The organism is uncultured Sphingomonas sp. (assembly GCF_964244265.1).
GTDB lineage: Bacteria > Pseudomonadota > Alphaproteobacteria > Sphingomonadales > Sphingomonadaceae > Sphingomonas.
In genome coordinates, this window is the sequence record NZ_CAXTHV010000025.1 from 34535 (window position 1) to 54006 (window position 19472).

Sequence of the window (19472 nt, forward strand, 5' to 3'; positions counted from 1 at the left end):
CTTTAGGTCGAGTGTCCGGCGGCATCAAGCCGCGCGGGTTGCGCCAGGGGCGGCAGGCGTTATCGGAGAGGCATGACGCACGGGGGACCATGATGGCGCGACGCAAGCTGATCGCCGGCAATTGGAAGATGAACGGCAGCGTGGCGGCATTGGCCGAGCTGGACGGCATCGCCGCCGCGGCGGCGCACGCGCCGGGGGTCGATGTCGCGATTGCGGTGCCGGCGACGCTGATCGCGCCCGCCGCCCAGCGCGTGCCGGCGCTGGCGATCGGCGCGGAGGACGTCCACATGGCCGCGTCGGGCGCGCACACCGGTTGTATCTCGGCCGAAATGGTTGCCGCGGCGGGCGCCACCTTCACCATCGTCGGCCATTCCGAGCGACGCGCCGACCAGCAGGAAAGCGACGCCGACGTCAAGGGCAAGGCGGCGGCTGCGCGCCGTGCCGGGATCGGCGCGATCCTGTGCGTCGGCGAGACGCTGGCCGAGCGCGACGCGGGCGACGCCGAGTCGGTCGTGACGGGGCAGATCGCCGGCTCGCTGCCCGACGGCGCCGCCGCGGACTGGCTGTCGATCGCGTATGAGCCGGTCTGGGCGATCGGTACGGGGCGGACGCCGACGGTGGCCGATGTCGCAGCGATCCATGGTGCGATCCGCGCCAAACTAGCCGTGCTGATCGGTGATGAGGCGGTCAGGATGCGACTGCTCTATGGCGGGTCGGTCACGCCGGACAATGCGCGCGAACTGCTGGGCGCAGACGATGTCGACGGCGCGCTGGTCGGCGGCGCCAGCCTGACCGCGGCGAAGTTCGTGCCGATCATCGAGGCCGGGGCGGCCTAATTCCGGCTCAGCCTGGCTGAGCCAGGCGGCGCCGGTTCGCTCAACGTGGCGCGTATCGCCCTTTGAGCATCTCCCACGCCGCGCGCAGACCGAGCGCCTCGCCGCCCCTGGGCCGGCCTGGCCTGGCTGTGGGGCGCCAGGCAAAGGTGTCGAGATGCGCCCATTGCGCCCCCGCGGGCACGAACCGTCGCAGGAACAAAGCCGCGGTGATCGCCCCGGCAAACCCGCCCTCGGCCGAATTGACCAGGTCGGCGATGTCCGACTTGAGCATGTCGTCATAGCCGTCCCATAAAGGCAGCCGCCACAACGGATCGCGGACGTCGCGGCCGGCCGCCAGCAACGCATCGGCCAGCGCATCGTCGTTGGCGAAGGTCGCCGGCAGATCGGGGCCGAGCGCGACCCGCGCCGCGCCGGTCAGCGTGGCGAAGTCGATCACCAGCTCCGGTTGCTCCTCGCCGGCACGGGTCAGCGCATCGCCCAGCACCAGCCGCCCTTCGGCATCGGTATTGGTGTTCTCGACGGTCAGCCCCTGGCGCGTGCCGAGCACGTCGCCGGGGCGGAAGGCGTCGCCCGATATCGCATTCTCGACCGCCGGGATCAGCAGGTGGAGCCTGATCGGCAGCCGCGCGGTCATTGCCAGCTCGGCCAGCGCCAGCGCATGCGCGGCGCCGCCCATGTCCTTCTTCATCAGCCGCATGCCCGCCGAAGGCTTGATGTCGAGACCGCCCGAATCGAAGCACACGCCCTTGCCCACGATCGCGACGCGGCGGTCGCCCGGCCTGCCCCAGACCAGCTCGATCAGGCGCGGCGCGCGATGCCTGACAGCGGCGCGGCCGACCGCATGGATCATCGGACAGCCCCGTTCCAGCGCATCGCCGCGCAGCACCGTCAGCGTGCCGCCATGCCGGGCGGCGAGCGCCTCGGCCGCCGCCTCCAGCTCGGCGGGTCCCATGTCGGCCGACGGCGTGTTGACCATGTCGCGAACCGTCGCGGTCGCCAGCGCCAGCGCCAGCGTCGGCGCGATGGTGGCGGGTTCGCCGGTCACCAGCACGCGCGGGCCGCTGGCGGCGGCGTCATCCTTCCGATAGCGGTCGAAACGGTGCTGGGCGAGCAGCCATCCCAGCCCGGCCGCGCCCACCGCGCCCGCTTTGAGCCGATAGCATCCTTCGGGCAGGGTCTCGGCCAGCGCAGCGATGCGCCATGGCGAGCCCTCATCCTCGTCGCAAACCAATAATGTCGACCAATCCTCTGCGGGCTCTCCGGGCAGGATCGCGCGATTGCCGGCCTTGCCCGTCACCCGCGCGGCGGCGAGCAACGCGCGAATGCGTGGCGACTGCGCCGCCAGCCAGCTGGCAAAGGCGTCGGGACTGACGAGCTCGATAGACCGCGCGGGCTGGCCGCGATTGGGCTGGAGCAGGGCGGTGAAGTCGCTCATCGGGCGCTACCATAGCGGCCGGGCCGGCGTGCGCTACCCTGACGGCTTACCGGCGTCGTCGCCTGGCCGGTTTCCTGGGGATTGCGGGGGGCGGGGCGCGCAGCTCGACCCCCGCGATGCTGGCGCATTGCATCATGACCAGATCGATCATCCGCGTCATCCGGTTGCGGGCGTCGGCCATGCCATAAGCGTCGCTGCCCCGGTCACGCGTCTCCAGGTTGAGATAGGGCAGCCTGCGCGTGACGGCATAATTGGATAGCGACCCGTCGGACGAAACCACGCGTTCGAACTGGACGTTCATGTCGGCCGCGACCAGCCGCCGCGCGCAGAAGGCGTCATACGGGGCGCCCCCGCGCCTATAAGGGACGATCGCCACGCTGTCGGTATCGTCGAACGGCCAGTCCCGGCGCACCGAACGGCGCGGCCGATAGGTATCGTTGCACACCAGGATGGAGATCTCGCCCCGCCCGCCCGCATCGTCGGGGGGACATTGTGGCGAACTGGCGCCGGCGCCGAATCCCGGCGCATTGGTATGCAGCGCGATGATCATCCGCGCCGGATCGCCGAGATCGGCCAGCATCGCGCCGGCATAATCCGGCTGATCGTCGCGGAAATTACGGTTGGGGTCGATCGGCAGGCCCAGGGCGACGTCGCCATTCTCGCGCGTATCGGGCGCGTTGACCGACCGCGCCTCCTCGACCGCGATCAGGACGCCGCCCCATGACCGCACCGCGCCGACCGCCGCCTCGAACGCGGCATTCTCGTCGTCATGCGGCACGAACCACAACGGGCCGTCCGGCCGTCGGGCATTGGCGATGCGATAGGCGCGCCAAAAGGCGCGGCCGTCGCGAAACTCGATGCGGCTGACCGTCAGCCCGTCCCACAGCCCGGGAATGCGCAGGCGGACGAAGTCCTCGCTGGCCAGCGTCAGCGGATCGACCGGGGTCACGATCATCCGGCCCGGCGGCGACGGGACGTCGGTTCGGGCATGCGCCCGAAACGGCATGATCGGCGAGACCGCGAGCAGCGCGGATAAAGCCGCCAGCCAAGGCCAGGTGCGGCGCCACCCCGGACGGGAAGATAGGTCGTGGCACGGGCGCATGAGCGAACGGTATGCCATCATGCCTGCGGGGCAAAGATGCCGTTCGTCCCGTAACGGGACGAGGACCGGCGGCAGGATCAGGTGGCGGGAAAAGGGGTTCGCGAGACGCGCGCAACGGCCTGGATATGCGGATCGCCGGCAAAGTCGGCCGGTGCGATGAAGCCGTGATGGTTCCACGGGATGGTGATCCCGACATGGTCGTAGCAGCGCGCGACATATTCCGAGCAGATGAACTCGTCATCCGATTCGAGAGCGCGCGGCATCATCACCCCGAACCAGCCGGCCGCGACGCGCAGGCCGATCTTGGCCATTTCGCTCGCCTGGAACGGCGAACCGAGCCGGTCGATGGCGAATTCGATCATTGCATCGATCCGTTCGGGCGTCGCCAGTTCGGCGAACCGGTCATGACGGGCGATCACGATATCGCCCGGAAACGGTCGGTGATGCGACGAATCCTCCAGCACGAAACGGCTGAGCGGTACCATCCGCACGCCGACCTTCTCGACCGCCTCCATCACCATCGCCGAATCGAAGCCGGCGATTTTGACGATGATCGCGACATGGCTCCATGGGCTGGCGGTGGCGATGCGGATCGCGCGCGAGAACAACGCCGAACCGGATGCCAGGGCAATGTCGCCGGTCTGCACCATGTTGCGAAGCGCGGCATAGTCCTGTGACGGCAAATCGGTGAGGGCGGAGGCCGGGACGCTCATCGGGCAAGGTCGGGCGCGCCGTAGAGATCGTGATCGTCGGCATCCTCGATCACCACTGGCACGATGTCGCCGACGCGCAGGCCGCCGGCGTCGCGCAGGAATACCGATCCGTCGATATCGGGCGCATCCGCGGAGGAGCGGCCCGTGGCGCGGCCTTCTTCATCGACCTCGTCAACGATCACATTGAATGTTCGTCCGACCTTGGCGGCGAGCTTGGCCGCGCTGATCGCCGCGGTCTTCTCCATGATCCGGGCGTAGCGTTCTTCCTTCAGCGCCTCCGGCACATGGTCGGGCAGCGCATTGGCGGCGGCGCCCTCGACGGGTTCGAAGCGGAACGCGCCGACGCGGTCGAGCTGTGCCTCGTCAAGCCAGTCAAGCAGATACCGGAAATCGGCCTCGGTCTCGCCGGGGAAGCCGACGACGAAGGTCGAGCGGATCGCGATGTCGGGACAGATCCTCCGCCACGCATGGATGCGTTCGAGCACCCTGGCCTCGTTGGCGGGGCGCTTCATCAGCTTGAGGACGTTGCGGCTGGCATGCTGGAACGGGATGTCGAGATAGGGGAGGATCAACCCCTCGGCCATCAGCGGGATGACCTGGTCGACATGCGGGTAGGGGTAGACGTAATGGAGCCGCACCCACGGCGCGATCCGCCCGAGCTCACGGGCGAGATCGGTCATGTGCGGGCGCACCTCGCGATCCTTCCATTGTCGGGGTTCATTGCGGATGTCGACGCCGTAGGCGGAGGTGTCCTGGCTGATGACCAGCAGTTCCTTCGTTCCCGCCGCCACCAGCTTTTCCGCCTCGCGCAGGATCGCGTCGGGGCGGCGGCTGACCAGGTCGCCGCGCAGGCTGGGAATGATGCAGAAGGCGCAGCGGTGGTTGCAGCCCTCCGAAATCTTCAGATAGCTGTAGTGGCGCGGGGTGAGCTTCAGGCCGGTGTCGGGGACGAGGTCGAGGAACGCGCTGGGCGGCATCGGCGCCGCCGCGTGCACCGCACCGACCACCTCCTCATATTGATGCGCGCCGGTGACCGCCAGCACTTGCGGGAAGCGATCACGGATGACCTGCGCCTCCTTGCCCATGCAGCCCGTGACGATGACGCGGCCGTTTTCGGCGATCGCTTCGCCGATCACGTCGAGGCTCTCCTCCTTGGCGGAATCCAGAAAGCCGCAGGTGTTGACCAGCACGACGTCGGCGCCGGCATAATCCGAGGACATCCGGTAGCCGTCGGCGCGCAGCTTGGTGAGAATACGTTCGCTGTCGACGAGGTTCTTCGGACAGCCGAGCGACACCATGCCGACACGCGGCGGGGAGGGAAGTTTGGTGGCCATGGGAGCAAGCGGGCATACGGGAAGCGGGAGAAGTTTTCTACCCATTCCCCATCCGTTCGCCCTGAGCTTGTCGAACGGCTGCCTTTCTATTTATCTTAAAGCAGGACAGGGCCTCGACAAGCTCAGCCCGAACGGAGGTTGGGTGCCGCGAGTGAAGAAACACGCGTTGATTGCGCATCCCGACTCGCCTGCGCATGCGTTGCGCGTTGGAAGCAAGATGACGCTTGTCGGTGCAGACGTGCTCAAGATCCAATATGTTATCGTTGGCTCGGTCGGGAGTATTTTGTTGCCGTCCGTAACGTCGCCAGGACGCCAGGACGAATTATGGCGGCACACATGCTTCGAGGCATTTTTCGCGATCGATGCCGGTTATTTCGAATTCAACTTTTCACCGTCGCGACATTACGCTGCCTATCACTTTGAGGGGTATCGTGAAGGTATGCAGCCAGTCTTCTTGCCGGTACCCAGCATCGATGTCGAGGGTGACTATGTCCAGGGTGATGATGCGCGATACTCGCTCACGGCTTGGCTTGACCTGAAACTCCTGGCCGCCAGCGGTTTGGGCAACGTGGGCCTCACCGCCGTCATCGAGGGAACGGACGGCACCAAGTCCTATTGGGCGCTTGCCCACCCGCCCGGGCCACCCGATTTCCACAATCCGGATTGCTTTACCGCGCGCCTCCCGGCACCTGACGCGCCATGAAATTCGGGATCGATCGCCTCCTCGCCGAGCCCGATTTGCGTAAGCCGCTGGAGGGCAAGCGCGTCGCGTTGCTCGCGCATCCCGCCTCGGTCACCGCCGACCTTACCCATAGCCTCGACGCGCTAGTGGCCGCCGGGCTCAACGTCTCCGCCATATTCGGTCCGCAGCACGGTGTGCGCGGCGACCTGCAGGACAACATGATGGAGTCGCCCGACTTCACCGACCCCGTTTATCGCACGCCGGTGTTCAGCCTGTATGGCGAAGTGCGTCGCCCGACTGGCCAGTCGCTGGGGACGTTCGACGTGATGCTGGTGGATTTGCAGGATGTTGGCTGTCGAATCTATACTTTCGTTACAACGCTCCTCTATGTGCTGGAGGCCGCCGCGGCGCACGGCAAGTCGGTTTGGGTTCTCGACCGGCCCAACCCGGCGGGGCGCCCCGTCGAGGGGATGAAGCTCACGCCCGGCTGGGAGAGTTTCGTGGGCGCCGGTCCGATGCCGATGCGGCATGGCCTGACGCTGGGCGAACTCGGCCATTGGTTCGTTGACCATTTCCGGCTTGATGTGGATTATCGGGTGATCGCGATGGAGGGCTGGGCGCCCGAGACAGCGCCGGGCTTCGGCTGGCCGGCGGATCGCGTGTGGATCAACCCGAGCCCCAATGCCGCCAATGTCAACATGGCGCGCGCCTATGCGGGCACGGTGATGCTCGAGGGCACGACGCTGAGCGAGGGACGTGGCACCACGCGCCCGCTGGAGCTGTTCGGCGCGCCCGACATCGACGCCAGGACCATTATCGCCGAGATGCACCGGATCGCGCCTCCTTGGCTGGCCGGCTGCACGTTGCGTGATATCTGGTTTCAGCCGACCTTCCACAAGCATGCCGGGCGATTGTGCAGCGGCGTGTTCGTCCATGCCGAAGGTCCCGGCTATGACCATCACGCATTCCGGCCATGGCGGGTGCAGGCACTGGCATTCAAGGCGATCCGCGCACTGCATCCCGGTTACGACCTATGGCGCGATTTCGCCTATGAATATGAATTCGGCAAGCTGGCCATAGACGTCATCAACGGCGGTCCCGGGCTGCGTGCATGGGTCGACGATTCGGCGGCGGGCCCACACGATCTGGAAGATACCGTCTTCGAGGATGAGGCAGCATGGCGCGAGTCGATGCATGAATCGGCGATATATTGACCTGGATCAACGGCTTGTCCCGGCCGGCTATCCTCCCGTCCCAAAACGGGTGCATAAGCAATGGGCAAGTGGTTGCATAAATGACGCAATCTGGATCGGGGGGATTCGCATGGAATCGGACATGGGCTATTATCGGCGCCGCGCCAGCCAGGAGTTGGTCGCCGCGCGCCACGCCGTCACCGTCGAGGCGCGCGATCGGCGGCTAGCGCTTGCCGCGCAATTTCAGGCGCGGCTGACGCGGCTGAACGGATAAAGCGGGGCGCGTCACCGCTTTCGCATCAGTTCGCGCATGGCGGCGTCGAGACCCGCCAACGTCAGCGGGAACATGCGGTCGCCCATGAGGTCGCGGATGATCCGCACCGAGGGCGAATGGCGCCATTGCTCCTCGCCGATCGGGTTTAGCCAGACCGCCGCCGGATAGGTATTGACCAGCCGTTGCAGCCACACCGCGCCGGCTTCCGCGTTGAAATGCTCGACCGATCCGCCAGCCTGCATGATCTCGTACGCGCTCATGCTCGCATCGCCAACCAGCACCAGCTTATAGTCGTGCCCGAACTTGTGGAGAACGTGCCACGTCGGCGTGCGCTCGGCGGATCGGCGGCGATTGTCCTTCCACACGCTCTCGTACGGGCAATTATGGAAGTAGAAGAATTCGAGGTTCTTGAACTCGGTTGTCGCCGCCGAGAACAGCTCCTCGACCAGCTTGACGAACGGATCCATCGATCCGCCGACGTCGAGGAAGAGGAGGAGCTTGACCGCGTTGCGCCGCTCCGCGCGCATGCGGACGTCGAGCCAGCCCTGGCGCGCGGTGCCGTCGATCGTCGCGTCGATATCGAGCTCGTCGGCGGCCCCATCCCGCGCGAACTTGCGCAGTCGCCGCAGCGCGATCTTGATGTTGCGCGTACCGAGCGCGCGCGTGCTGTCGAGGTTCCTGAAGTCGCGCTGCTCCCACACCTTGATCGCCCGGCCGTGCTTCGATTCTCCGCCGATCCGCACGCCTTCAGGGTTGTACCCCGAATTGCCGAACGGCGACGTGCCGCCGGTGCCGATCCACTTGCTGCCACCTTGGTGGCGCTTTTCCTGTTCGGCGAGGCGCTTCTTCAGCGTTTCCATGATTTCGTCCCAGGAGCCGAGAGTCTTGATCCGGTCCATCTCCTCGGGAGTCAGGAATTTTTCGGCGACCGCCTTCAGCCAATCGGCAGGGACCTCGGCCGGCGCGGTGCCATAGGACGTGGCGATCCCGCGAAATACCTTGGCAAATACCTGGTCGAAACGGTCGAGCAGCCCCTCGTCCTTTACGTAAATGGCCCGGCTGAGGTAATAGAAATCCTCCGGCGTGCGCTCGATTACCTCGCGGTCGAGCGCTTCGAGCAGGAGAAGGTGCTCCTTCAGGCTGGCCGGAATGCCGGCGCTGCGAAGCTCGTCGAGGAAGTTCAGGAACATCGGTCATGTCCGCCGCGGCAAAGTTCCATAACGTGGCTCCGGCGCGGCAGCGAGACGCCCGAAAAATGGCAAGAATCCGCGTCAATCAGCCCTTGTCGCCTGCCGCCTGGCCATGAACGCCAGCCGCTCGAACAGCATCACGTCCTGTTCGTTCTTGAGCAGCGCGCCGTGGAGCGGCGGGATCGCCTTGGTCGGGTCGCGGTTCTGGAGTATGTCGAGCGGCAAATCCTCGTGAAGGAGGAGCTTGAGCCAGTCGAGCAGTTCGCTGGTCGATGGTTTCTTCTTGAGGCCCGGCACCTCGCGGACGTCGTAGAATATGTCCATCGCCTTTGACACCAGGATCTTCTGGATGCCGGGGAAATGGACGTCGACGATACGCCGCATCGTGTCGCGGTCGGGAAATTTTATATAGTGAAAGAAGCAGCGGCGCAGAAACGCGTCGGGCAGCTCCTTTTCATTATTGCTGGTGATGACGACGATCGGCCGCTCCCTGGCCGCGATCGTCTCCTTCGTCTCGTAGACGTCGAAGCTCATTCGGTCGAGCTCCTGCAGCAGGTCGTTGGGGAATTCGATGTCGGCCTTGTCGATCTCGTCGATCAGCAGGACCGGCAGCTCGGGGGCGGTGAACGCGTCCCACAATTTACCGCGGCGGATATAGTTGGCGATGTCGTGGACCCGGGCGTCGCCCAACTGGCCATCGCGCAGCCGGGCGACGGCGTCATATTCATACAGGCCCTGCTGCGCCTTGGTCGTGGACTTGACGTTCCATTGGATCAGCGGCGCGCCGACGGCGGCGGCGATTTCGTGCGCCAGCACGGTCTTGCCGGTGCCGGGCTCGCCCTTGACCAGCAACGGGCGGCGCAGCGTGACCGCGGCATTCACCGCGACCTTCAGGTCATCGGTCGCGACATAGCCTTGCGTACCTTCGAACCGAATCATCGTCGTCCCCGATTGCCTGGAATCGCGAGGACCGATACGGTGCTTGTGCGCCGGGGTGCAAGCGTTGGAAGCTCCTTGGTCAGGCGCGATCGCGGGCGCAGTGGCGCGCCTCGGCGAGGTCCCACAAGGCTCGATGCTGGGCGAGCAGCTGCTGGGCGCCGAAGCACATGGCGCGCTCGACCGAGGGAGGCGGCGGCGCCAGCGTCGCCGCGCGCGCGATTTCCTCAACGTCGGGCAGCGGCATCGGTGGCGGCATCAGCCCAGCGCGCGTCGCGGCGGCGTCGAGCACGCCACGGATCGCCCGCCAGTCGAGCAGTAGCGCGAATACCGCGCCGACCGCGGTGCCGTTACGGTCGGACTGCGCCAGCATGTCGAGCGCGTGACGCTGAACGGCCACCGCCGCCTCGCACTCGGCCTGGCCCGGCGTCGAGGGAATCGGCCCCGCCGCCGCGGTCAACCGCGCCAGGAAAGCCCGTTCTCCGGCAAAGGTCGCGGCGGCATCGCGCAGCCACGACGCTATCCGTTCATCCCGACAATGAGCGGCGGCATGATCGATCAGGCCCGGATGGCGACCGTGCAGCGCACATAGCAGGTGGACGGTGTCGGCCAGGTCGCTCGTGGCTGCCTGCCGCGCGCGCATGGCGGCGACGAAGTCGTGACGTTCGCCGCCATCCGCATCGACCAGCGCGACCAGGGCGTTCCATCCCGCATCCCGGTCCTTTGCTGAATCGTTTTCGCCCAAGACAAATCCCCGCGATCGCCCCCCATGACCCGATCGGACAGGTGGCGACTTGTACGGCAAGGGAATATACCAGCCCCGTAAAGACGGGGTTAGCGGCCACGACATTTGTTGCATTGCAGCGCCGCCTGGCGGATCCGCCAGGTCGCACAGGTCGCGGACAGCTTTCCGTCATTGATCCAGGAACGACCGCATTTTGCGCGAGCGGCTCGGATGCTTCAGCTTCCGGAGCGCCTTCGCCTCGATCTGTCGAATCCGCTCGCGCGTCACGCTGAACTGCTGGCCGACCTCCTCCAGCGTGTGATCGGTGTTCATGCCGATGCCGAAGCGCATCCGCAGCACACGCTCCTCGCGCGGGGTGAGGCTCGCCAGCACCCGCGTGACGGTTTCCTTGAGGTTGGCCTGGATCGCGGCGTCGACCGGGATTACCGCGTTCTTGTCCTCGATGAAATCACCGAGGTGGCTATCCTCCTCGTCGCCGATCGGCGTCTCCAGGGAGATCGGTTCCTTGGCGATCTTCATCACCTTGCGGACCTTCTCGAGCGGCATGCTCAGGCGCTCGGCCATTTCCTCCGGCGTGGGCTCGCGGCCCTGCTCGTGGAGGAACTGTCGGCTGGTGCGGACCAGCTTGTTGATCGTCTCGATCATGTGCACCGGAATGCGGATCGTTCTTGCCTGATCTGCAATGCTGCGCGTGATCGCCTGACGAATCCACCAGGTCGCGTAGGTCGAGAATTTGTAGCCGCGGCGATATTCGAACTTGTCGACCGCCTTCATCAGGCCGATATTGCCTTCCTGGATCAGGTCGAGGAACTGCAAGCCCCGGTTGGTGTATTTCTTGGCGATCGAGATGACCAGGCGGAGATTGGCCTCGACCATCTCCTTCTTGGCGATGCGCGCCTCGCGCTCGCCTTTCTGCACCATGTTGACGATGCGGCGGAACTCGCCAAGCGCCATGCCGGTCTGCTGGCTGATCTCGCTGATCTCGATTCGGATGCGGTCGACCGCCGCCGCCTCATTGGTGCTGAACGCCGCCCATTTCTTGTCGATTCCGCCGACCGTTGCCAGCCAGCTCTCGTCGAGTTCGTGCCCGACATAGCGGTTGAGGAAATCGGCGCGCGCTACCTTGTGACGCTCGGCCAGCCGCAGCATCTGGCCGCCGAGCGCGGTCAGCCGGCGGTTGAAGCTGTAGAGCTGGTCGACCAGGAAATCGATCTTGGCCTGGTGGAACTGCACCGCCTCGACCTCGGCCGTCAGGTCCTCGCGCAGTTTCTGGTACTTGCGCTCTTCGGACGTCGACAGCTCGCCACCGGCGCCCATCTGGTCCAGCCGGCTGCCCTGCATCCTGGAGAATTTCTTGTAGATTGCCGTGATGTTGGCGAACCGCTCCAAGGCAAGCGGCTTGAGCTGCTCCTCCATCTGGGCGAGGCTGAGGGTATTGTCCTCCTCCTCGTCGTCGGAAATGCGCGGCGCTCGGCGCTCGGTCATGTCCTCTTCGTCGTCTGCCGGGGCCTGGACCTCCTCGGGTTCTTCCTCCTCCTTGAAGCTGGCACCGGCGGTCTTCTCGCTGATTTCTCCCGAATCGTCGTCCTCTGCGCCCGCAACCTGTTCGGCGGACGGCCCCTTGGACAGCATCGCGTCGAGGTCGAGGATCTCGCGCAGCTGCATGCTGCCTTCGTTGAGCGCGGTCGACCAGTCGATGATCGCGTTGAAGGTGATCGGCGATTCGCACAGGCCCAGGATCATCGTGTCGCGGCCGGCCTCGATCCGCTTGGCGATGGCAATCTCGCCCTCGCGGCTGAGCAGTTCGACCGCGCCCATCTCGCGCAGGTACATGCGGACGGGATCGTCGGTACGATCCACCGTCTCCTTCTTCTTGGTCTCGAGCGCAGGGGCGGCGTCCTCGGCCGGATCGACCGGATCGACGTCCTCCTCTTCCTTGGCCGGCTCCTCGCCTTCCTCGCCCTGCTCGTCATTCTCGACGATGTTGATGCCCATCTCGCTCAACGCCGAGGTAATGTCCTCGATCTGGTCGGACGACATTTCACCCTGGGGCAGCGCCTCGTTGAGCTGGTCATAGGTGATGTAGCCGCGCTTCCTGGCGCGCGCGATCACCTTCTTGACCGAAGCATCGTTCATGTCGATCAGCGGCGCGTCGCCCACCTCCAGCGTCTCGTCGCCACCATTGCCGCCGCTGCCGTTCGTCTTCGCCATCAATCGCCCTCGGGTATCAGCCGCTTTTCGCGTCTTCGTTTGCCTGCACCAGATTTGCAAGCCGTGCTTCCAACGCGCGCTGTTCGTGCAGCAGTTCCACCTGCCGGGTGAACGCGCTCTCCGACAAGGTCGCCTCGTCCGACGTTGCCTCCGCCAGCGCGGCGTCGATTTCGGGCCGCGTGATCAGGATCGCGATCGCCTCGTCCAGGTCCGCACTGGCTCGGGCCGGATCGGTCGTCTCCGTGGTGAAGCTGTACGGCATGCGATCCGCCCTCAGCAGGTCCCCGGCAACCTGGTCGAAACCGGAGCTCGCCAATATGGTGCGCAATCGGTCGCTATCAAGCGCCCGGTCCTCCAGCGCGAGATCGACCACCGCCGCGAACAGCCGCCCCAGCGCGCCGTCGACCAGCTTCAGGCCGCCCAGCACCTCGACATGGCGGGCGATTTCGGCCGGGTGACGGATAAGCCCCGCCAGCACCGCCTTGGCGAGCACGCGATCGATCCCCGCAACGCGTACCGCCTTGGCCGCCGCGGTGACCGGCGGCAGGGGCGGGGTCCATTTCGTGCCCGGCGTCCGACGCTCGGTAAGCCGGCGCGGCGGCGGCGCGAACATGTCGTCGCAGCGGCGGCGGAACTCGGCGAGATATTCATCGCGGACATTGGTATCGGCGATCGTCGCCGCATGGTCCGACAAACGGCGCTTGAGCCCGGCACGCTGCTCGGGCGTATCGACCGGCTCGGCCGCCAATTCATGCGCCCACAGGCGGTCGACCAGCGGCTGGGTTCCGTGCAGCACTCCCTCGAACGCGGTCGGCCCGCGCGTCCGGACCAGATCGTCCGGGTCCAGCCCCTCGGGCAGGGTCGCGAAGGACAGGCTGCGGCCCGGCGCCAGCCCGGGTAGCGCACGAAGCGCGGCGCGCGCCGCCGCCTTCTGGCCGGCGGCATCGCCGTCGAAGCACAGGACCGGCACGTCGGAGAGGCGCCACAGCCGCTCGAGCTGCGCCTCGGTCAAGGCGGTGCCCAGCGGCGCGACCACTTCGTCATAGCCCGCCTGTGCGAGCGCGATCGCATCCATATAGCCTTCGACGACGATCATCCGGCCGGCCTTGCGGCTGGCCGGCGCCGCGCGATCGAGGTTGTAGAGCGTGCGGCCCTTGTCGAACAGCGGGGTGTCGGGCGAGTTGAGGTACTTTGGTTCCGCGTTTCCGATCACCCGCCCGCCAAAGGCGATCACGCGGCCGCGCGGATCGCGGATCGGGATCATCAGCCGGCCACGGAACCGGTCGTACGGTTCCTTTTCCTCGACCTGGATCAGCAGCCCGGCCTCCACCAGCAGCGGGTCGCCATACCCCTTCAGCGCCGTGCGCAGTCGTCCGCGGGTGTCGGGGGCATATCCCAGCCCGAAGGCGCGCGCGGTCGCCGCCGACACACCGCGCCGATCGAGCAGCGCGCGCGCCTCGGCGCCGGCGATACCGTTCAGCTGCTCGGTAAAGAACGACGCGGCATCGGCCATCGCCTCGTGCAGGCCCCTGGTCCGTTCGGCGCGCTCGGCCGACTGGCGGTCCTGCGCCGGCATTTCCAGCCCCGCCGCCTGCGCCAATTCCCTGACTGCGTCGATGAACGGCAAGCCGCGCTGCTCGGTCATCCAGCGGATCGCATCGCCATGCGCCGAACAGCCGAAGCAATGGTAGAAGCCCTTGTCGTCATTGACGTAGAAGCTGGGCGTCTTCTCGTTGTGGAACGGGCAGCACCCCTTGAACTCGCGCCCCGCCTTGGTGAGCTTGGTGGTCTTGCCGACCAGCGCCGACAGCAGCGTACGCGCGCGCAGTTCGTCGAGGAAGGCGGGGGTGAGCGTCATGGCCTTTTGCTCCCCCTCTCGCTTGCGATATGCTGACTATTGTCCCCCTCACGTTCGCGGGAGGGGGACGGGGGGTGGGCGCCCGGACCGTTGGGAGGCTCATCACTCACCTAAGCCAATGCCGCCTTCACCGCCGCGCTCGCCTTGCTCATGTCGAGCGTGCTCGCATGCCGCGCCTTCAGCTCCGCCATTACGCGCCCCATGTCCTTCATGCCGGTGGCGCCGAGTTCGGCCTTGATCGCCTCGATCGCGGTTTTCGTCTCCACTTCGCTCATCTGCTGCGGCAGAAAGCGTTCGATCACCGAGACCTCGCGACTTTCCGCATCGGCGAGCTCTTGGCGGCCGCCACGCACGTACATGTCGATCGATTCGCGGCGCTGCTTCACCAGCTTCTGGAGCACCTCGACGACCAGCACGTCGTCGTCGTCGGGCGCCTTGCCCTCCCTCGACTGAGGCGCGCGTGCCTCGATGTCGCGGTTCTTGATCGCCGACTGGATCAGGCTGATCGCGTTGCGGGATTCCTTGTCGCCGGCCTTCATGGCGGCGATCTGGGCAGCTTTGATGTCATCTCGAATCATAAGCGGAAGTCTAGCCGGTGTTGACGCGGGAGGGGAGGGGGTCTAGCCGCCGCCCCTTAGCGACATCGCAGACTGTTCATGGAGTGCCCGCCCGCAATGGCCGACGCCAAGCCTTTTCCTGCGCCTGATGGAGCGACCGGCGTCCTCGTCCTGGCGAGCGGCGAGGTCGTATGGGGCCGCGGCTTCGGGGCGGAAGGGCAGGCGGTGGGAGAAGTCTGCTTCCACACCGCGATGACCGGATACCAGGAGATCATGACCGACCCGTCGTTCGCTGGCCAGATCATCACCTTCACCTTTCCCCATATCGGCAATGTCGGCGCGAACCCCGACGACGTCGAAGCCGACGGGCCGCATGCGCTGGGCATGATCGTGCGCGAGGACGTGACCGCGCCATCGAGCTTTCGCAGCACCGAACGGCTCGACGAGTGGATGAAGCGCCATGCGCGGATCGGCCTGGCGGGGATCGATACACGCGCGCTGACCCGGCGGATCAGGACCGGCGGGGCGCCAAACGGCGTGATCGCGCACGCGGCGGACGGACGGTTCGACGTGCCGTTGCTGCTGGAGATGGCGCGGGCATGGCCGGGTCTGGAGGGAATGGACCTGGCCATCGCCGTATCGACCAAGGCCGGTTACCGCTGGGAAGGCGGCGTGTGGCGGCTCGGGTCCGGACACCCAAAGGACACGGAAGTTCACGGGGGCCAACGCCGGCGCCCCCATGTGGTGGCAATAGATTATGGAAGCAAAGTCAACATCTTTCGTAATTTAGTTAAGGCTGGTGCTGAGGTATCGGTGGTGTCCGCGACCGCTACTTTCGATCAGGTAATGGCGCTGCAGCCCGACGGTATCTTTCTGTCGAACGGCCCGGGTGATCCCGCCGCGACCGGCGCATATGCGGTGCCGGTGATCCGCCAGTTGCTGGAGACCAATATCCCGTTGTTCGGCATCTGCCTGGGGCACCAATTGCTCGCCCTGGCCGTGGGCGCGCAGACGACCAAGATGTTTCAGGGCCATCGCGGCGCCAATCATCCGGTCAAGCGGCTGGCGGACGGTGCGGTCGAGATCACCAGCATGAACCACGGCTTCGCGGTGGAACGCGACAGCCTCCCCGTCAACGCCCGCGAGACGCACGTATCGCTGTTCGACGGCTCGAACGCCGGGCTGGAACTGACCGACAAGCCCGCCTTCAGCGTGCAATACCACCCCGAAGCGAGCCCGGGTCCGCAGGATAGCTTCTATCTGTTCGAGCGGTTCGTGGGATCGTTGCAGTGAGCAGTGCAAATGAGTTCGACGACCATGGGCGGCACATTCGGTCAAGACGGATCGTTTCGACCGCAGTGATCTTTTTGGCCTTGGTCGTGTTCAATTTTGTCCAGTTCCAATGACGACGTTTACGGAGTCGCGAGATCCCCAGATGGGGTATTCGTCGCGCGTGTCGCCTATAAAGAAACCGGAGAGATCGGGAGCCTCATGAGGTTTGTTTTAGTCCGTCCTGCTTGGCTACCAGCTGACAACCGGATCACGAGTTACGAAGCTTTCAGAGCATATGGGGAAGACAAAATAGTTCTGTTGTGGAAAGATAAAAGTAATCTCGAAGTTAGACACGGTTATCCAAAGCCAGAAATTCGCTATGTAGCTGGGAGCTGCTATGGAATTTACATCTCCGTCTTGTTTGATAAAAAATCTTTCCAAGAGTGCTCCATAATGCCCAAACACACCGACATGTCCTCGATCCTCGTCATCGGCGCTGGCCCCATCGTCATCGGCCAGGCGTGCGAGTTCGATTACTCGGGGACGCAGGCGATCATGCGGCCCAAGGGTCGATCACCTTGGCACCAGTCCACTCGAAATCCCGAACATTGCCGGTGGCGACTGGACAGTCGTGGGCAAGCGCCTGCGCCGCGATTTGAAGGTCGAGCAGTTTCGTTTCCTGCTTCTGCAATTTGCGACCGGCGACCAACGCACCAAAAACGTGCGCCGACCGGCTATCGAAATCAAGCGTGCGATCGGCGCACAACGTTTCAAGGTCGTCGAGCCATTGCTCCAGCTCATTGCGCTTCGCGACGGCGTTGGGATTTTCAACGCCCATCCGAATCTCGGCTATCGCGATTACCGACAGCCAGATTTCGTCCATACGGTCGGCAATCCAATCCGCGACACGCTGTTGACCGTGCGGCTTTCGCAAGACGCTCCAGACATTCGTATCGAGCAGGATCACAGTTCCTGAAACTCGATGTCCTCATGCCTGCGCCCGGGAATGTCGAGACCGACTCCCCCAGCCAGGTCAATCAGATGCGCCACCGCTTCCTTGCCTGTCATTGCGCGCAATCGGGCGACACGCTCGTTGCCCGCACCGGCATAGGTACGACGAAGAAGATCGCGCAACTCGGCCTCCAGCGACCGGCCATTCGCCGCCGCTACCAGCTTGGCCCCCTTTTTGACGGCATCTTCAATATTTCGGATCGTAACGCTGCCCATCACGACGCTCCTATGATTGCAATGCAATCAATGTATGCAATGAGTATGCGATAAACAATGCCCAAACGTACCGACATCTCCTCAATCCTCGTCATCGGCGCGGGGCCGATCGTCATCGGCCAGGCGTGCGAGTTCGATTATTCGGGCACGCAGGCGATCAAGGCGCTGCGCGAGGAGGGGTATCGCATCGTCCTGGTCAACTCCAATCCGGCGACGATCATGACCGATCCCGAGCTGGCCGACGCAACCTATGTCGAGCCGATCACGCCCGAGATCGTGCGCAAGATCATCGCGCAGGAGCGGCCGGATGCGATCCTGCCCACGATGGGCGGGCAGACCGCGCTCAACACCGCGCTCGCTCTGTTCAACGACGGCACGCTGGCGAAATACGGCGTGCAGATGATCGGCGCGGACGCCGCGGCGATCGACAAGGCCGAGGACCGGCTGAAGTTCAAGGACGCGATGACCCGGATCGGACTGGAAAGCGCGCGCTCGGCGATCGCGCATTCGGTCGGGGAGGCGCTGGCGGGGCTCGAGGTGACGGGGCTGCCCGCGATCATCCGGCCGAGCTTCACGATGGGCGGCTCAGGCGGTGGCGTCGCGTACAACCGCGATGAATTTCTGGAGATCGTCCGCAAGGGCCTGGACGCCTCGCCGACCAACGAGGTGCTGATCGAGGAGTCGCTGATCGGCTGGAAGGAATATGAGATGGAAGTGGTCCGCGACCGCGCGGACAATTGCATCATCGTCTGCTCGATCGAGAATATCGACCCCATGGGAGTGCATACCGGCGATTCGATCACCGTCGCGCCGGCGCTGACGCTGACCGACAAGGAATATCAGATCATGCGCAATGCGAGCATCGCGGTGCTGCGCGAGATCGGCGTGGAGACCGGCGGGTCGAACGTGCAGTTCGCGGTCAACCCGAAGGACGGGCGGCTGATCGTCATCGAGATGAACCCGCGCGTTTCGCGATCCTCCGCACTCGCCTCCAAGGCGACCGGCTTCCCGATCGCCAAGGTCGCGGCGAAGCTGGCGGTGGGCTATACGCTCGACGAGATCGTCAACGACATCACCGGCGCGACGCCGGCATCGTTCGAGCCGACGATCGATTACGTCGTGACCAAGATCCCGCGTTTCGCGTTCGAGAAGTTCAAGGGGGCCGAGCCGATTCTGTCGACCGCGATGAAGTCGGTCGGCGAGGTGATGGCGATCGGCCGCAACATCCACGAGAGCCTGCAAAAGGCGCTGCGGGGCCTGGAGACCGGGCTGTCGGGCTTCAACGTCGTCGACCGCTTGGTCGACGCCCCGCGCGACGACATCGTCGCGGCGCTGGCGGTGGCGACCCCAGACCGGCTGCTGGTGGCGGCGCAGGCGCTGCGCGAAGGCTTGAGCGTCGGTGAGGTCCATGCCATCACCCGGTACGACCCCTGGTTCCTCGATCGCATCGCCGAGATCGTCGCCGCCGAGCAGGACGTGCTGACCGGCGGCCTGCCGCAGGACGCCGCGGGGATGCGGCGGCTGAAGGCGATGGGCTTTTCGGACAAGCGGCTGGCCTATCTGGCGCTGACCTCGGCGGGCTTGCGCGATCGTTATCTGGCGCGTTCCGGGCTGATCCACGAGGCGGCGAAGGCGATGGTCGGCGGCACCAACGAGGACGAGGTCCGCGCGTTGCGCCACCGGCTCGGCGTGCGTCCGGTGTTCAAGCGCATCGACACCTGCGCCGCCGAGTTCGAGGCGCGCACGCCGTACATGTACTCGACCTATGAGGCGCCGATGTTCGGCGAACCCGAAAACGAGGCGATGCCGAGCGACCGGCGCAAGATCGTCATCCTGGGCGGGGGGCCAAACCGGATCGGGCAGGGGATCGAGTTCGACTATTGCTGCTGCCACGCCTGTTTCGCGCT

The 19472-nt window shown here is 65.4% G+C and carries 18 protein-coding genes; 6 read left to right on the plus strand and 12 right to left on the minus strand.

Going from position 1 to position 19472, the window contains the following annotated elements:
• Nucleotides 1-92 precede the first annotated feature (92 nt).
• A complete protein-coding gene (gene tpiA, locus ACFE7K_RS11325) occupies nucleotides 93-836 on the plus strand; it encodes a triose-phosphate isomerase (RefSeq protein ID WP_375398299.1) in 744 nt (247 codons plus the stop codon).
• Nucleotides 837-876: 40 nt separating this feature from the next.
• On the opposite strand, the gene ACFE7K_RS11330 is transcribed toward tpiA, so the two are convergent.
• The 4 genes from ACFE7K_RS11330 to rimO form a co-directional block, all read right to left on the minus strand.
• On the minus strand, nucleotides 877-2271 hold the full coding sequence (locus ACFE7K_RS11330) for a M17 family metallopeptidase (RefSeq protein WP_375398300.1): 1395 nt from the start codon (nucleotides 2269-2271) through the stop codon (nucleotides 877-879).
• Between the two features lie 46 nt (nucleotides 2272-2317).
• Nucleotides 2318-3226, minus strand: a complete 909-nt coding sequence (locus ACFE7K_RS11335) for a hypothetical protein (protein ID WP_375398301.1) — start codon at nucleotides 3224-3226, stop codon at nucleotides 2318-2320.
• Between the two features lie 224 nt (nucleotides 3227-3450).
• The gene (locus ACFE7K_RS11340; protein ID WP_375398302.1) at nucleotides 3451-4086 is read right to left on the minus strand and encodes a YiiX/YebB-like N1pC/P60 family cysteine hydrolase; all 636 of its coding nucleotides are present in this window, start codon (nucleotides 4084-4086) and stop codon (nucleotides 3451-3453) included.
• Nucleotides 4083-5420 carry a 30S ribosomal protein S12 methylthiotransferase RimO gene (gene rimO, locus ACFE7K_RS11345; RefSeq protein WP_375398303.1) on the minus strand — a complete coding sequence of 446 codons (1338 nt, stop codon included), beginning with the start codon at nucleotides 5418-5420 and terminating at the stop codon, nucleotides 4083-4085. The genes ACFE7K_RS11340 and rimO overlap by 4 nt, the downstream gene beginning before the upstream one ends.
• On the opposite strand from rimO, the gene ACFE7K_RS11350 reads away from it, so the two are divergent.
• The 3 genes from ACFE7K_RS11350 (at nucleotide 5413) to ACFE7K_RS11360 (ending at nucleotide 7569) form a co-directional block, all read left to right on the plus strand.
• A complete protein-coding gene (locus ACFE7K_RS11350; protein ID WP_375398304.1) occupies nucleotides 5413-6123 on the plus strand; it encodes a DOMON-like domain-containing protein in 711 nt (236 codons plus the stop codon). The genes rimO and ACFE7K_RS11350 overlap by 8 nt on opposite strands.
• Nucleotides 6120-7316, plus strand: coding sequence for an exo-beta-N-acetylmuramidase NamZ domain-containing protein (locus ACFE7K_RS11355; RefSeq protein WP_375398305.1), 1197 nt, complete (start codon nucleotides 6120-6122; stop codon nucleotides 7314-7316). Before ACFE7K_RS11350 ends, ACFE7K_RS11355 begins: the two co-directional genes overlap by 4 nt.
• 121 nt (nucleotides 7317-7437) lie before the next feature.
• Nucleotides 7438-7569, plus strand: coding sequence for a hypothetical protein (locus ACFE7K_RS11360; RefSeq protein ID WP_375398306.1), 132 nt, complete (start codon nucleotides 7438-7440; stop codon nucleotides 7567-7569).
• An 11-nt stretch (nucleotides 7570-7580) separates the two neighbouring features.
• On the opposite strand, the gene ACFE7K_RS11365 is transcribed toward ACFE7K_RS11360, so the two are convergent.
• The 6 genes from ACFE7K_RS11365 to ACFE7K_RS11390 all read right to left on the minus strand — a co-directional run bounded on the left by ACFE7K_RS11365 (nucleotide 7581) and on the right by ACFE7K_RS11390 (nucleotide 15087).
• Nucleotides 7581-8759, minus strand: coding sequence for a VWA domain-containing protein (locus ACFE7K_RS11365; protein WP_375398307.1), 1179 nt, complete (start codon nucleotides 8757-8759; stop codon nucleotides 7581-7583).
• An 81-nt stretch (nucleotides 8760-8840) separates the two neighbouring features.
• Nucleotides 8841-9695, minus strand: coding sequence for an AAA family ATPase (locus tag ACFE7K_RS11370; RefSeq protein ID WP_375398315.1), 855 nt, complete (start codon nucleotides 9693-9695; stop codon nucleotides 8841-8843).
• A gap of 82 nt (nucleotides 9696-9777) precedes the next feature.
• The gene (locus ACFE7K_RS11375; protein WP_375398308.1) at nucleotides 9778-10440 is read right to left on the minus strand and encodes a DUF6975 family protein; all 663 of its coding nucleotides are present in this window, start codon (nucleotides 10438-10440) and stop codon (nucleotides 9778-9780) included.
• A gap of 168 nt (nucleotides 10441-10608) precedes the next feature.
• Nucleotides 10609-12651: an RNA polymerase sigma factor RpoD gene (gene rpoD, locus ACFE7K_RS11380; protein ID WP_375398309.1), complete on the minus strand. Its 2043-nt coding sequence runs from the start codon at nucleotides 12649-12651 to the stop codon at nucleotides 10609-10611.
• Nucleotides 12652-12667: 16 nt separating this feature from the next.
• On the minus strand, nucleotides 12668-14509 hold the full coding sequence (dnaG, locus tag ACFE7K_RS11385; protein WP_375398310.1) for a DNA primase: 1842 nt from the start codon (nucleotides 14507-14509) through the stop codon (nucleotides 12668-12670).
• A gap of 110 nt (nucleotides 14510-14619) precedes the next feature.
• On the minus strand, nucleotides 14620-15087 hold the full coding sequence (locus ACFE7K_RS11390; protein WP_375398311.1) for a GatB/YqeY domain-containing protein: 468 nt from the start codon (nucleotides 15085-15087) through the stop codon (nucleotides 14620-14622).
• A 96-nt stretch (nucleotides 15088-15183) separates the two neighbouring features.
• On the opposite strand from ACFE7K_RS11390, the gene carA reads away from it, so the two are divergent.
• Nucleotides 15184-16359 (plus strand): glutamine-hydrolyzing carbamoyl-phosphate synthase small subunit, encoded by a 1176-nt coding sequence (carA, locus tag ACFE7K_RS11395; RefSeq protein WP_375398316.1) that lies wholly within the window; start codon nucleotides 15184-15186, stop codon nucleotides 16357-16359.
• Nucleotides 16360-16891: 532 nt separating this feature from the next.
• Here carA and ACFE7K_RS11400 read toward each other — a convergent pair.
• Entirely contained in the window at nucleotides 16892-17305 is a 414-nt protein-coding gene (locus ACFE7K_RS11400; RefSeq protein ID WP_375398312.1) for a PIN domain-containing protein, read from the minus strand.
• Nucleotides 17302-17565: a plasmid stabilization protein gene (locus ACFE7K_RS11405; RefSeq protein ID WP_375398313.1), complete on the minus strand. Its 264-nt coding sequence runs from the start codon at nucleotides 17563-17565 to the stop codon at nucleotides 17302-17304. Before ACFE7K_RS11405 ends, ACFE7K_RS11400 begins: the two co-directional genes overlap by 4 nt.
• A gap of 57 nt (nucleotides 17566-17622) precedes the next feature.
• Here ACFE7K_RS11405 and carB point away from each other — a divergent pair.
• Nucleotides 17623-19472, plus strand: a 1850-nt coding sequence (gene carB / locus ACFE7K_RS11410) for a carbamoyl-phosphate synthase large subunit (protein ID WP_375398314.1), incomplete at its 3' end; no start/stop codon positions are given.

Bases quoted from the DNA above. Each gene is read 5' to 3' on its own strand.
- ACFE7K_RS11405 (WP_375398313.1), bottom strand. From the start codon at position 17,565: ATGGGCAGCGTTACGATCCGAAATATTGAAGATGCCGTCAAAAAGGGG.
- ACFE7K_RS11365 (WP_375398307.1), bottom strand. From the start codon at position 8,759: ATGTTCCTGAACTTCCTCGACGAGCTTCGCAGCGCCGGCATTCCGGCC.
- ACFE7K_RS11340 (WP_375398302.1), bottom strand. From the start codon at position 4,086: ATGAGCGTCCCGGCCTCCGCCCTCACCGATTTGCCGTCACAGGACTAT.
- ACFE7K_RS11330 (WP_375398300.1), bottom strand. From the start codon at position 2,271: ATGAGCGACTTCACCGCCCTGCTCCAGCCCAATCGCGGCCAGCCCGCG.
- rimO (WP_375398303.1), bottom strand. From the start codon at position 5,420: ATGGCCACCAAACTTCCCTCCCCGCCGCGTGTCGGCATGGTGTCGCTC.
- ACFE7K_RS11360 (WP_375398306.1), top strand. From the start codon at position 7,438: ATGGGCTATTATCGGCGCCGCGCCAGCCAGGAGTTGGTCGCCGCGCGC.
- ACFE7K_RS11335 (WP_375398301.1), bottom strand. From the start codon at position 3,226: ATGATCGTGACCCCGGTCGATCCGCTGACGCTGGCCAGCGAGGACTTC.
- ACFE7K_RS11390 (WP_375398311.1), bottom strand. From the start codon at position 15,087: ATGATTCGAGATGACATCAAAGCTGCCCAGATCGCCGCCATGAAGGCC.
- rpoD (WP_375398309.1), bottom strand. From the start codon at position 12,651: ATGGCGAAGACGAACGGCAGCGGCGGCAATGGTGGCGACGAGACGCTG.
- dnaG (WP_375398310.1), bottom strand. From the start codon at position 14,509: ATGACGCTCACCCCCGCCTTCCTCGACGAACTGCGCGCGCGTACGCTG.
- tpiA (WP_375398299.1), top strand. From the start codon at position 93: ATGGCGCGACGCAAGCTGATCGCCGGCAATTGGAAGATGAACGGCAGC.
- ACFE7K_RS11355 (WP_375398305.1), top strand. From the start codon at position 6,120: ATGAAATTCGGGATCGATCGCCTCCTCGCCGAGCCCGATTTGCGTAAG.
- carA (WP_375398316.1), top strand. From the start codon at position 15,184: ATGGCCGACGCCAAGCCTTTTCCTGCGCCTGATGGAGCGACCGGCGTC.